Source organism: Rhizobium sp. R634, from assembly GCF_002211305.1.
In the GTDB taxonomy this organism is placed as follows: Bacteria; Pseudomonadota; Alphaproteobacteria; order Rhizobiales; family Rhizobiaceae; genus Rhizobium.
In genome coordinates, this window is the sequence record NZ_LOKW01000003.1 from 66,365 (window position 1) to 78,580 (window position 12,216).

Annotated in this window: 12 protein-coding genes; 10 read left to right on the top strand and 2 right to left on the bottom strand. The window is 60.9% G+C overall.

Annotated features, from left to right (window positions below; all coding sequences use genetic code 11):
* The first annotated feature begins 27 nt into the window (after positions 1-27).
* From rfbF to ATY77_RS06045, 8 genes are all read left to right on the top strand, one after another.
* Entirely contained in the window at positions 28-801 is a 774-nt protein-coding gene (gene rfbF, locus ATY77_RS06010) for a glucose-1-phosphate cytidylyltransferase (protein ID WP_088686547.1), read from the top strand.
* The gene (rfbG, locus tag ATY77_RS06015) at positions 792-1,856 is read left to right on the top strand and encodes a CDP-glucose 4,6-dehydratase (RefSeq protein ID WP_088686548.1); all 1,065 of its coding nucleotides are present in this window, start codon (positions 792-794) and stop codon (positions 1,854-1,856) included. The genes rfbF and rfbG overlap by 10 nt, the downstream gene beginning before the upstream one ends.
* On the top strand, positions 1,853-3,088 hold the full coding sequence (locus ATY77_RS06020; RefSeq protein ID WP_088686549.1) for a class I SAM-dependent methyltransferase: 1,236 nt from the start codon (positions 1,853-1,855) through the stop codon (positions 3,086-3,088). Before rfbG ends, ATY77_RS06020 begins: the two co-directional genes overlap by 4 nt.
* Positions 3,085-3,627, top strand: a complete 543-nt coding sequence (gene rfbC, locus ATY77_RS06025; protein WP_088686550.1) for a dTDP-4-dehydrorhamnose 3,5-epimerase — start codon at positions 3,085-3,087, stop codon at positions 3,625-3,627. The genes ATY77_RS06020 and rfbC overlap by 4 nt, the downstream gene beginning before the upstream one ends.
* A complete protein-coding gene (locus tag ATY77_RS06030; RefSeq protein ID WP_088686551.1) occupies positions 3,624-4,862 on the top strand; it encodes a glycosyltransferase family 2 protein in 1,239 nt (412 codons plus the stop codon). The genes rfbC and ATY77_RS06030 overlap by 4 nt, the downstream gene beginning before the upstream one ends.
* Positions 4,863-4,937: 75 nt before the next feature.
* Positions 4,938-6,086: a DegT/DnrJ/EryC1/StrS family aminotransferase gene (locus tag ATY77_RS06035; protein WP_088686552.1), complete on the top strand. Its 1,149-nt coding sequence runs from the start codon at positions 4,938-4,940 to the stop codon at positions 6,084-6,086.
* Positions 6,087-6,118: 32 nt separating this feature from the next.
* Entirely contained in the window at positions 6,119-6,877 is a 759-nt protein-coding gene (locus ATY77_RS06040; RefSeq protein ID WP_088686553.1) for a CmcI family methyltransferase, read from the top strand.
* 25 nt (positions 6,878-6,902) lie between these two features.
* Positions 6,903-7,598: a GNAT family protein gene (locus ATY77_RS06045; protein ID WP_088686554.1), complete on the top strand. Its 696-nt coding sequence runs from the start codon at positions 6,903-6,905 to the stop codon at positions 7,596-7,598.
* On the opposite strand, the gene ATY77_RS06050 is transcribed toward ATY77_RS06045, so the two are convergent.
* Together ATY77_RS06050 and ATY77_RS06055 are read right to left on the bottom strand one after the other, a co-directional pair.
* Positions 7,583-7,915, bottom strand: coding sequence for a hypothetical protein (locus tag ATY77_RS06050; RefSeq protein ID WP_088686555.1), 333 nt, complete (start codon positions 7,913-7,915; stop codon positions 7,583-7,585). The two genes, ATY77_RS06045 and ATY77_RS06050, sit on opposite strands and share 16 nt — an antisense overlap.
* A 61-nt stretch (positions 7,916-7,976) precedes the next feature.
* Complete coding sequence (locus ATY77_RS06055; protein WP_088686556.1) at positions 7,977-9,584, bottom strand: GumC family protein; 1,608 nt, start codon at positions 9,582-9,584, stop codon at positions 7,977-7,979.
* A 136-nt stretch (positions 9,585-9,720) separates the two neighbouring features.
* Here ATY77_RS06055 and ATY77_RS06060 point away from each other — a divergent pair, with 136 nt between their 5' ends.
* Positions 9,721-10,776 carry a glycoside hydrolase family 5 protein gene (locus ATY77_RS06060; RefSeq protein WP_088686690.1) on the top strand — a complete coding sequence of 352 codons (1,056 nt, stop codon included), beginning with the start codon at positions 9,721-9,723 and terminating at the stop codon, positions 10,774-10,776.
* Positions 10,777-10,778: 2 nt separating this feature from the next.
* Positions 10,779-12,059 (top strand): hypothetical protein, encoded by a 1,281-nt coding sequence (locus tag ATY77_RS06065; RefSeq protein WP_088686557.1) that lies wholly within the window; start codon positions 10,779-10,781, stop codon positions 12,057-12,059.
* Positions 12,060-12,216: the final 157 nt, after the last annotated feature.

The following is a 12,216-nucleotide window of genomic DNA, read 5'->3' on the forward strand; positions in this document are numbered from 1 at the left end:
TGCTGGACACTTTGGAGTTCGCTTGGGATGAAAGTCGTAATTCTCGCCGGTGGCCTTGGCTCGCGTCTTGCCGAAGAGACCAGCGTGCGGCCCAAGCCCCTGGTCGAGATCGGCGGCATGCCGATCCTCTGGCACATCATGAGCATCTACGCCCATCACGGCCTGAATGATTTTATCATCTGCGCCGGCTACAAGGGCTACATGATCAAGGAATACTTCGTAAACCTTGTTCTGCACCACAGCGACATCACCGTCGACCTTGGCGCCAACAGCATCAACTATCACGGCGGCAAACGACCGGATTGGCGCGTGACCGTGGTCGATACCGGCATGCATTCGATGACCGGCGGTCGTCTGGGGCGCATTCGCGAGCATCTGACACCAGGCGAACCCTTCTGCATGACCTATGGCGACGGCGTCGGCGACATCGACATCGCTGCCGAGGTCGCCTTCCATCGCGATCATGGCCTGAAGGCGACGATGTGTGCGGTAACCCCACCCGGACGTTACGGCGCTACGAATATCGAAGGTCAGTTCATCACCTCCTTCGTGGAGAAACCGAGGGGCGACGGCCAGCGCATCAATGGCGGCTTCTTCGTGCTCGACCCTTCGGTGGTCGATCTCATCCCGAGCGACGACACGATCTGGGAAGCCGGACCATTGGAGTGGCTTGCCGCCAACAATCAGCTTGCCGCCTTCAAGCATGACGGCTTCTGGCAGCCGATGGACACGCTTCGCGAGCGCACTCACCTGGAAGAACTCTGGAATTCCGGAAAGGCACCTTGGAAGCTATGGGCCTGACGAATTTCTGGAAAGGGCGGCGGATTTTCCTGACCGGGCATACCGGCTTCAAGGGATCCTGGCTCTCCCTGTGGCTGGAGCGGCTCGGCGCCGAGGTGACGGCGGTTTCGCTGGCGCCCGAGACCGAACCGTCGCTCTACCGGAAACTTGCGCCCTGGGACGATCGCGGCCACCATATCGTCGATATCCGCGACGCTGCGGCGCTTCTCGACCTCTTCAAAGGCTTTGAGCCGGAGATCGTCATCCATATGGCCGCGCAAGCGCTGGTGCGGCGCTCCTATGAGAACCCGGCAGAAACCTTCTCAACCAACGTGATGGGAACGGCGAACGTTCTCGACGCGATCCGGCACACGCCATCCGTCAAGACGGTGCTGGTCGTCACCTCGGACAAGGTCTACGCCAATAATGGCAGCGGCATACCGTTCATCGAAACCGATACACTCGGCGGCAAAGACCCCTACAGCAACTCCAAGGCCTGCACCGAACTCGTCTGCCAGAGCTACCGCGACAGTTTCTTCAAGGGGCGCGATCTCAGGCTCGCGACCGTGCGCGCCGGCAATGTCATTGGCGGCGGCGACTGGTCACAGGACCGGCTGATTCCGGATTTCATTCGTGCCTTCGAAGGCGGCGAGCCGATCATGCTGCGCTATCCCGAGGCCATCCGCCCCTGGCAACATGTGCTGGAGCCGCTCGGCGGTTATCTCAGCTTCGCCGAAGCGATGACAGTAGAGCGCCGCAAGGATCTGCCGGATGCGCTGAATTTCGGCCCGCATCCCGAAAGTTTCGCCACGGTTTCCGAACTCGCCGAGGCGCTCGGGCGCGCCCATAGCGTCGAAGACGTGTGGCGGCTTGCGCCGGGCGAACATCTGCCGGAAGCGCCGGCGCTGACGCTGAGTTCCGCGCTCGCGCTCGACACCATTGGCTGGCGGCCGCGCCTCAGCCTGCAACAGACCATCGACTGGACTGCCGCCTGGTACAAGGCCAACCGCGAGGGCGAAGACATGCGCGCCTTCTCGCTCGACCAGATCGCGGCATATGAGGAAACACTATTATGACAGCGCATAATTGCCGGTTTTGCGACGCACCGCTGAAGCATCGATTCGTCGACCTCGGCTCGACCCCGCTCGCCAATGCCTATCTGACGGCAGAGCAGCTCACGCAGCCGGAGCCATCCTATCCGCTGCGCGCCTTCGTCTGCTCGGAATGCTGGCTGGTGCAGGCCGACGCCTTCGTTCCGCCGGAGGACATCTTCAGCCATTATGCCTATTTCTCCTCCTACAGCGACAGCTGGGTGGAGCATGCGCGCCGGTTCACCATCATGGCCCGCGAGCGCTTCGGCCTTGGCGCGACATCACAAGTCATCGAGGTGGCGAGCAATGACGGCTACCTGCTGAAGCATTTCGTCGAGGCCGGCGTGCCGGTGCTGGGCATCGAGCCAGCGGAAAACGTCGCCGAGGTCGCTCGCGGCATCGGTGTGCCGACGGAAGCGCGCTTCTTCGGCAAGGCAACCGCCGCCGATCTCGTATCGCGCGGTCACGCCGCCGACATCGTCATCGGCAACAATGTGCTTGCTCATGTGCCCGACATCAACGACTTCGTCGGCGGGCTTTCGGCCGTGCTGAAGCCGGATGGGGTCGTCAGCGTCGAATTTCCGCATCTCCTGCGGCTGATAGAAAGTATTCAGTTCGACACGGTCTATCACGAGCATTTCTACTATCTCTCGCTGCTCGCCGTCGAAAAGGTCTTTGCCACCCACGGCCTGAAGGTGTTCGACGTCGAGGAACTGCCGACGCATGGCGGCAGCCTGCGCATCCTCGCCTGCCGGGCGGAATCGGCCGCCCACGCGATCGGTCCTGGCCTTGCCAAGGTGCGGGCCGATGAAAAAGCGGCCGGCTTCGACAGGACGGAAACCTACGAAGCCTTCCAGAGCCGTGTCGCGCCGATCAAGGAAGGGCTGCTCGCCTTCCTCAACGAAGCCAAGCGGACCGGCAAGAGCGTCGCAGCCTACGGCGCCGCTGCCAAGGGCAATACGCTGCTCAACTTCTGCGGCGTCGGCACCGATCTCATCGACTATGTCGTCGATCGTAATCCGCATAAGCAGGGACATTATCTGCCGGGCAGCAAGCTGCCGATCTATGCGCCCGAAAAAATGGAAGAGACCAAGCCCGACTACGTGCTGATCCTGCCCTGGAACATCAAGAACGAGGTGGTGGCCGGCAACAGCAAGGTCGGCAGTTGGGGCGGCCGTTTCGCCGTCGCCGTGCCTGAGTTGACGGTGCTCGGATGAGATTTGTGCCGACCGCGGTTTCGGGCGCCTTTGCAGTGGAAGTCGAGGAACGCGCCGACGACCGCGGGATGTTTGCGCGGACCTTTTGCGCGGAAAGCTTCGCCGCTCACGGGCTCGCCTCGGTCTATCCGCAGTGCAACGTCTCGCAGAACCATAGGCGCGGAACGCTGCGCGGCATGCATTATCAGGCCGATCCGAAGCCGGAGGCGAAACTGGTGAGGGCCGTACGCGGCCGGGTCTTCGATGTCGCGCTCGATCTGAGACGGGAGTCGCCGAGCTCTCTTAAATGGGCGGCCGTCGAGCTCGATAGCGAAAAGCGCAATGCCTTCTACATTCCGGCCGGCTGCGCCCACGGCTTCCTCACCCTCGAGGACGATTGCGAACTCTTCTACCAGATGTCGGCAACCTATGTACCGGAACTTGCCCGCGGTGTCCGCTGGGACGATTCCGCGTTTTCTATCGCCTGGCCTTTTGCGCCGAGCGTCATCAGCGAGCGCGACGCCGCGTTTGAAAGCTACAGCCAAGAGATCAGCCTTTGAGCCGCATCAAACTCAGCGTTTGCATCCCGACGTACAATCGCGAAGCCTATCTCAGAAACGCGCTGACCTATTGCCGGAACGACTATAAGTTCGACTTTCCCTTCGAGATCGTCGTCTGCGACAACGCCTCCACCGATGGCACCCAGCAGGTCGTCGAAGAGTTCATTGGCCACGGATTACCGATCCGCTATTACAAGCGTGAAATCAATGCGGGTGCCAACGCCAACGTCACGAGCGCCCTTCGCCTCGGCAGGGGCGAATACCTCATTTATCTCGCGGATGACGACATACTGATTGCTGATGCAGTGGCCGAAACCGTCAAATATCTCGATGAGAACCGGGACGTAAGCTGCGCCCATGCGCCTTGGTTCCTCTATGACGAAGTTGCCAAAACCGACATCACAAAATTCTACAATGTCGAGAAGGACCGGAAGTTTGCGCAAGGCAACTTTACCGAAGTCTTCCACTATATATTCGAACGCCACATCTTTCCGGAAATCGCGATCTACCGCGCCTCGGCTCTGCGATCGGCCTGGATTCCGCGCGACATCTGCTTCTATCCGTTCCCGTTCCTTGCGCATTTCCTCGATCAAGGCGCAATCGCCTTCCTGCAGCGACCGTTCTATCGCTCCATCGGCAATTCGGCGATCGTTCGCGACCGCCCGCAGGAAGGTACCAATGACGTTATGACGAGCTGGGATCGGTATCGCGGAGGACTTGAGTATTTTCTCTACACGGGGGTAAGACGCGGCGCACTGAACCTGACGCCCGAGACACGCCTCAAATATGAGGACATGTGCAGGATCTTCGCGCTCAACCGCATGGCAGTCGCCTTTCGCTTCTGGGCCGAGCGTAAGAACTTCATCAAGGCGTATGAACTCTATACGCGCGTGATGTGGGGCGGGATGCTTGACCATCCGGAGATCCGGCCCTTCCGCGAAAGGCTGCCCCTGTTGGTGGCGATCCAGACGCTGGTCAGCGAGGTGAATTCGGCAATCGGAATCGATACGTTGCTTGTTGCGGGCTTCGCAGAGATCATCGCGCTCGAAAATCTGATGCGGGAACTTGGCCTCAGCGAAAAGGTGAAGGTAACGAAGGAACTCAGCGACAGCCCGCTGGAAAGCACGGCCGTCTTCGTCAGCGTCGAAAGGGAGCGGGAATATTTCGTGGCTCTCGGCTACCTGCCTAATCTCGTGTTCCACGAGCACGACATTGCTCGGCACGTTCTCATGTGAGCCTGGCACCAGTTTCAAAAACTAGTGTCGTGGCAAACGCCTGCGTCTTGACTTCAATTCAACAGAAATAGCGGCATGACAAACAGGATCTTCTACACCAAGCCCTCCATCACCCAGCTTGAAACCGATTATGCCACGGACGCGGCAGCAACCGGCTGGGGCGCGCGCTGTTACGACTACATCAACCGCTTCGAACGCGACTTCAAAACCTATCTCGGCAGCGACTTCGCCATTGCGACATCGAGCTGCACCGGCGCCATGCACATGGGTCTGGCCGCACTCGGCGTCAGCAAAGGCGACGAAGTGATCCTTGCCGACACCAACTGGGTCGCCACCGTCTCGCCGATCTTCCATCTCGGCGCCAAGCCGGTCTTCGTCGACGTGCTGCCGGATTCCTGGTGCATCGATCCGCGCGAGGTCGAGCGGCACATCACGCCGAAAACCAAGGCAATCATCGCGACCCACATATACGGCAATCTCTGCGACATGGATGCTCTGCTCGAGATCGGCAAGCGCACCGGCATTCCGGTCATCGAGGATGCAGCAGAGGCGATCGGCTCCGTCTATCACGGGCGCCGGGCGGGCTCGATGGGCGCCTTCGGCACCTTCTCCTTCCACGGGACCAAGACACTGACGACAGGCGAAGGCGGCATATTCGTTACCAGCGACGTCGCGCTCTACGAGCGCGTGCTGACGCTCAGCAATCACGGCCGCGCGCGCGGCCAGACCAAGCAGTTCTGGCCCGACGAGATCGGCTTCAAGTACAAGATGTCCAACATGCAGGCGGCCATCGGCTGCGCGCAGCTTGAGCGCATCGAAGCGCTTGTCGCCCGCAAGCGGGAAATCCTCGCCGCCTACATGGTCCGGCTTTCCAGCCTGCCCGGCATCTCGATGAACCCGGAATACAGCGGCACGATCAACGGCGCGTGGATGCCGACCGCAGTTTTTCATCCGTCTACGGGCATTACCCGCGAGATGATGCAGCAGGCCTTCGAGGCCGCTAATATCGACGCGCGCGTCTTCTTCTATCCCCTTTCCAGCCTCTCCATGTTCGAGGACCGGCCCGAGAACGTGAACGCCTGGAACATTCCCGGGCGCGCGATCAACCTGCCGAGCTATCACGACATGAGCGAAGCCGATATCGACCGGGTGGCGGCAACACTGATCGATCTGGCTGCCGGGCGAACCTACCACAACAGCACGGCGTTGCAGCAGCCGGCCTAAGACAGCTATAGAGTGAAGGACAAAGAATAGTCATGACCACGAAGGACGATCGTCTCGAATTCGAAGCCCACAAGCGGGAAATGTCACTGGCGCTCGGCAGGGACGAAGCGAGCTTCCAGCAATCGCTCAACACGCTGATCGGGCTCGACAAGTTCGATTATTTCTATCTCTGGTCATGGATGGGCGTCCCGATTATCCAACTGCCGGCCGATATCCTCGCGACCCAGGAAGTCATCTGGGCGACGAAGCCGGATGTCATCATCGAAACCGGCGTCGCGCGCGGCGGCTCGTTGATCTTCATGGCGTCGATTCTCGCCGCCATCGGCAACGACAAGGCCAAGGTCATCGGCGTCGACATCGACATCCGCGCCCACAATCGCGAATCGATCGAATCTCATCCTATGTCGAACCGGATCAAGATGATTCAGGGCGGTTCCGTCGACGACGACGTACTCGCCGCCGTCAAGGCCGAGATCCCGCCGGGCGCGCGCGTGATGGTGGTGCTCGACAGCGACCATTCCTACGAGCATGTCCTGGCGGAATGCCGTGCTTACGGCCCGCTCGTGACTGAAGGCTGCTACCTCGTCGTCGCCGACACCCTCATCGGCCACCTCACCGAAGAGCAGGCATTCACCAAGCGTTCCAAGGTCTGGCTGCGCGGCAACGAGCCGCTGCAGGCGGTTACGGACTATCTGACCGAAACTGACCGCTTCGAAGTCGATCCGGTTCTCAACGGCAAGCTCGTTCTATCTTCTTCGCCAGGCGGCTATTGCGTCTGCCGCAAGGCGTAACCGGAAGAACAGGTGTGGATCGCCCATGACGCGGACCGATATCGTCGGCCTGAAGGAAAATAGGGATCCGAGCAAACGGCTCCGCTTGCCTATCAGAAACGATACCGGCCAGCATGTGGGCGACCTGCGATGCATCGACAGGTCGATGCTCGACGAACCCGGGCTGATCGAGGACCTGACGACGTGGCGAAACCAGTCGATGGCGTTCTTCCTCACGCAGTTTACCGCCACTGAGGAGCGCACACGGAGCTGGCTCGAAAACATTTCCCTGCCCGCCGCCGACCGAATCCTGTTCGTCATTTGCGATCCCCGAGGAAACCGGTTCGGCAATTTCGGTGTCTGCAACATCCGGCCCGGCGCGGCCGAATTTGACAATGTCATTCGCGGCCGGGCGAGCGACACCCGCAACCTGATGTTCCATTGCGGCATGACTTTGCTGGAATGGATGTTTTCCGGACTTGAGATCGAAACCGCCGAGTTGCAGGTCTTCTCCCATAATGAGAAGGCGATCGGCCTTTACAGGCGGCTGGGCTTTGCAGCCGCCGAAAGCCTGCCGTTGCGGCGCACCGAAGAAATGGACATGGTCAAATATTCGGTCGTCGATCGATCGCAAGCAAATGCGGGCTTCGACTATCTCAAGATGGAGCTTCCGGCGGAACGTTTCCGGCAGTCGCATCTAGGGGCTTTGCCAACCAGCTCAAGCGCCTACCGCACCGGCTGATAATGGCCGCGCAGCGGAACCTTGCCGCCCATGGAGATGAAGCCGTTGCGCTCGCAGACGTACATCAGGGTCGGCATGCCGCCGGAGCGGAAGATCTCGTCGTAGCGGCGGCGGATCTGGACGGTTTCAGTGCGGCAATTGTAGGATTCCTCTTCCTTCTTGTCCGGCTGCGCCTTGACGCCGGGAAGGCCCTTATAAGGGTAGAGGGGTTGAACGTCTGAGGTGACGGATTTCGTCCAGTCGACGGCAAAGGCGGATGCCGGGGAGAGGCTGGACACGACGCCGAGCGATATCAGAAACATCATCAACAGCCGCATGGGACGCTCTCCTGCCGGCGATAAGCCGCTTTTGCGGATGTAGGAGGATCGGCGCCCGCGATCAAGCCGACGCGGCCGGCGATTTCCTGAAATAACTTCTGATGACGGGATGGGCGAAGAGGCCGGCGAGAATGGCAAAGCCCGCGCCGAGGAAAAAACCGGCCAGCAGACCGCCGATGATGCCTGCGATGAGCAGGATCGTCTTGCCCGGGCCGTCGGCCTTGACGGGCGGCTCGGCCGGCGAGATGACGCGGATGTTGCTTTGGCTGAGGCTCTGTTCCTCGCTCGTCTGGCTGGAGCGCTTCAGCACCGTCTCGTAGATATCGCGCGCCGCGGTCGCCTTGCGCTGCAATTCGTTCAATTCCACCTGCTTGTCCGACGTCGTCGCCTGCAGCGCCTTCTGAACGGCAAGCTCTTTGGCGACGCTGTCTTCGGCGGCCTTGGCCTGCTCGTATTCGCCCCTTGCCGACGTGGCGAGGCGCTGCAATTCACCCTTGATTTCGCCCGATATGCTTTGGAGCGAAGACCGGGCCGCCTGCAGACGCGGATGGCGCGTGCCCATCTGGCTTTCGAGGCTGCCGACGGCAGCGGCCTGGGTGGCATATTGCTGACGCAGGCTGACGAGCGGCGATGTCACGCCGCCCTCCGCCTGGTTGCCGGCGACGATATCCTCGACGCGGAGATCGGCGACGGCATCGGCACGGGCTTTGGCCTGGATGGTCTTTTCCTGGGCCGTCACCAGCAGCGTGTTCAAAGAGGCGAGCCGCTGATCGGAGATCAGGTTACCCTCGGTCGCGGCCATGTCATTGTCGGCGCGGAAGGTTTCGACAGCCTGCTCGGCCTCCAGCACTTTCTGGCGCAGATCGTTGAGGCGGCCATCGAGCGTCGAGGAGGTATTTTCGTAGAGGCCGTTCGAGGCGCTGTTCTCCTCCTCGGTGAAGGAGGTGACGACCTGGTTGGCGAGCCTTGCCGATTTCTCCGGGTCGTTCGTCGTCGCGGCAAGCGAGACGACATAGGTGCTGGCCTCGCGGGTGATGACAAGCGCCTTCTGCAGCGTGCCGATCACGGCGGCGCCATCCGACCTGCCGCCGGTGAATTCGGGATCCTGGTCGAGTCTCAGCGCGTAGACGACGCGGCGCAGGACGTTGCCCGAAGTCAGGATCTGCACCTGGCTGTCGATCAGCGCCGAGATCATTTCCGGCGAAGGGCCCGAGGATTGCGCGCCGGCATCGGCAAGGCCGATCTGGCGCGGGTCGAAATAGAGGCTGCTGACGGCAGTATATTTCTGCGCGATGCGCGGCGCCACCACCGCGCCGCCAACGGCTCCGAGAAGCGCCAGGCCGAGCACCACCAGCCGCCGGCTCCAGATCGCGGCGATGCTGGAGCGGAGATCGATGAGCGGGCCGGCAGCCACGGGCGCCGCGTTCGACGGCGCATCGGGGATGGGCTGTCTGGCAGGCTGAGGCGCGGAACGCTCGTATTGGCGGCTTTCCGCAATGGTTGCCGGCGGCACGACAGGGGCCATGGCGGGCTCAGGTGCGGGACGGGCGAAATCATCCGGGCGCACGACAGGGCTGCGCATGCGCAGGCCTTCCGGCGCAGTCTGAGACGACTCATAACTGCGCCAGCCTGGAAGCCGGCTTACCCTGTTCCTGTCATACTGGTTCATACGCGCACTCGTGTCCCGCCCAGCGTGAAAGACTGAAGCCGAGGTGGCCGAGACTTTAGAAATTCTTAGCTAACGGACCGTTAAAATATCGGCCGCGACGCTGATGTTGCATTTGCTGCTGCTGCGAGGGACGGCCATGAGGACGATACGACATCTGATGGCGCTGCTGCTTGCGGCCGCTCTCGGCCCCGCCCCGGCGCTTGCGGCCGGCGGCCCCTGTTATCGCGGCATCAATCTTTCCGGCGGCGAATATGGCGAACGCGGCGGTATTTACGGCACGAACTATACCTATCCCACCGAAGACACGATCGCCTATTTCGCCAGGCAGGGCATGACGATCATCCGCCTGCCCTTTCGCTGGGAGCGGCTGCAGCCCGCGCTCGGCGGGCGGCTCGACGATGACGAACTCAAGCGGCTGAAGGATACCGTCGGACTGGTCCGCAAGCACGGCATGGCCGTTCTGCTCGACCCGCACAATTTCGGCTACTACGACAAGACGCAGGTCGGCACGGCGCCGGCGACGAATGCGGCATTTGCGAATTTCTGGGCGAGGCTCGCCGTCGAATTTGCCAGCCAGGAAGGCATCCTCTTCGGCCTGATGAACGAGCCGCACGATATCAAGGCGACGGATTGGCTTGATGCCGCCAATGCAGCGATCCGGAGCATCCGTGCGGTGGGCGCGCGCAACCTCATCCTCGTGCCGGGCACCGCATGGAGCGGGGCTCACAGCTGGGAAAAGGATGTGATTGGCGGCGCCAACGGCAGTGTCATGCTCGGCGTGCGCGATCCGCTCGACTTCTACGCTTACGAGGTCCACCAATATCTCGACGTCGATTCCTCCGGAACGCATCCGACCTGTGAAGGTAGGGATGGCGCGGTCGAAGCAATCGCCGGGGTCACCGCCTGGCTGAAGCGGAACCACAAGCGCGGCTTTCTCGGAGAATTCGGCGCCTCCACCGACAAGGACTGCATGAGCGGGCTGAAGGAAATCTATGCCACCATGTCAGGCAACAGCGACGTGTGGCTCGGCTGGTCCTATTGGGCGGCGGGCGAATGGTGGCCGGCAAACGAACCTTTCAACGTCCAGCCGCGCAAGGGCGAGGCCGAACGGCCGCAGATGCGGCTTCTCGCCGAAGCGGCGAAGGCCAAAGCCGGCTCCGCGTGTACCGCCGTCAAGGCAGTGGGGAACTGAGCATGGCCGTCAGCGACCACAAGGCTGCGGCCTTCACTATAACAGGCAGCCGGCTCGAGGCAGCCGGCGAAGCGGCGCGCGTCGATCATATGGTGCTCTGGCTCGGCCTGCTCTCCATGCTCTACAACGGCATTCTCGCCTTCATCAACCACAACATCATGCCGCTGTCGATGACGCATGTCGCCGCCAGCGAAGGGCTGATCCTGGCAAGCGCCATCATCTATATCCTTCACAAGGGGATCTATGAGACGGATCTGCCGGCCTTTCTGTTCCTGCTGTTCACGCTCGTGGTGACCCTCTATGTCAGCGTGCTCAACCGCGTGCCCTTCGTCGATCATTTCCGCAATGTGCTGATCATCTTCTGCTTTTCCGGCCTCGGTGGCTGGAGCAACGAGAAAACGATGAAGCTTGCCTTCCGTTGGGCAAGCCTCGTCGTGCTGATCTTCCTGATCTTCGAGATCGTCAGTGTGCCCTTCTATGTCAGCATCGTGCATCCGTCCGATTATTTCGCCAATACGCGCGGATTGCTGCCGCTGAGCTACAACACGACAGGCCTGTTCCAGAACGCGCTCGGTTTTCCCGAGCGCTTCTCCTTCGGCATCATCGACCACCGCTCGTCATCGATCTTCCTCGAGCAGGTGTCGCTCGCCAACTTCTGCGGCGTGATCGCAATCTATCTGATCTCCATGTGGGAAAGAATAAGCCGCTGGGATCGGCTGCTGTTCATAACTACGGCGGTGCTGATCCTGGTGACGAACGATACGCGCACGATGCTGATCTTCTGTTTTGCCTGCATTGTCGGCTATTTCGTCTTTCCGAAAATACCGAGAAATTTCAATCTGGCGCTGATGCCGCTGATCGTCGCGGCGGGATTCCTCGTCTACACCATGAAACCCAATGCGACGGGCGACAATTTCACCGGCCGCATCAACCTGACGATGAAGAAGATCATGGAGCTCGATCCGCTCGCCGTACTCGGCCTTTCTGTCGACCGGGTCGCCGAATTCGCCGACAGCGGCTACGTCTACCTGATCTACGCAGCGACGATCTTCGGCGTCATCGCCTTGTGGCTGTTCGTTTGCCTGTTTCCCGCCGGCCGCACGGCGGCGCAGCGGCGTTGCGCCCATTCACTTTCTCTTTTCATTTTTCTGAATATGATGATCGGGGGGACCGCTGTTTTCTCGATGAAGATTGCTGGCCTCCTCTGGTTCGTCGTCGGATATATGCGCTTCCACGACAGCCCGCGCATCCGGCAGGGTCGTGCGGCAGATGTAGAGAGTTGACCGCAGCAGCACGGTAGGGACCGGCGGCCGCGAGCCCTAGAACAGGATGATTTTAGGCCAGATCGGCCTAAAATCTGAATCTTGTTCTAAATCAAAGAAATAGAGCATGATATCGTCCGAAAACCGCCCACACTTTTCGGCATCATGCTCTGGGAGC

What these genes read in the sequence shown, in the direction of transcription:
- rfbF (WP_088686547.1), top strand. Translation starts at nt 28, where the DNA reads ATGAAAGTCGTAATTCTCGCCGGTGGCCTTGGCTCGCGTCTTGCCGAA.
- ATY77_RS06040 (WP_088686553.1), top strand. Translation starts at nt 6,119, where the DNA reads ATGACCACGAAGGACGATCGTCTCGAATTCGAAGCCCACAAGCGGGAA.
- ATY77_RS06050 (WP_088686555.1), bottom strand. Translation starts at nt 7,915, where the DNA reads ATGCGGCTGTTGATGATGTTTCTGATATCGCTCGGCGTCGTGTCCAGC.
- ATY77_RS06020 (WP_088686549.1), top strand. Translation starts at nt 1,853, where the DNA reads ATGACAGCGCATAATTGCCGGTTTTGCGACGCACCGCTGAAGCATCGA.
- ATY77_RS06055 (WP_088686556.1), bottom strand. Translation starts at nt 9,584, where the DNA reads ATGAACCAGTATGACAGGAACAGGGTAAGCCGGCTTCCAGGCTGGCGC.
- ATY77_RS06045 (WP_088686554.1), top strand. Translation starts at nt 6,903, where the DNA reads ATGACGCGGACCGATATCGTCGGCCTGAAGGAAAATAGGGATCCGAGC.
- rfbC (WP_088686550.1), top strand. Translation starts at nt 3,085, where the DNA reads ATGAGATTTGTGCCGACCGCGGTTTCGGGCGCCTTTGCAGTGGAAGTC.
- rfbG (WP_088686548.1), top strand. Translation starts at nt 792, where the DNA reads ATGGGCCTGACGAATTTCTGGAAAGGGCGGCGGATTTTCCTGACCGGG.
- ATY77_RS06060 (WP_088686690.1), top strand. Translation starts at nt 9,721, where the DNA reads ATGAGGACGATACGACATCTGATGGCGCTGCTGCTTGCGGCCGCTCTC.
- ATY77_RS06035 (WP_088686552.1), top strand. Translation starts at nt 4,938, where the DNA reads ATGACAAACAGGATCTTCTACACCAAGCCCTCCATCACCCAGCTTGAA.
- ATY77_RS06065 (WP_088686557.1), top strand. Translation starts at nt 10,779, where the DNA reads ATGGCCGTCAGCGACCACAAGGCTGCGGCCTTCACTATAACAGGCAGC.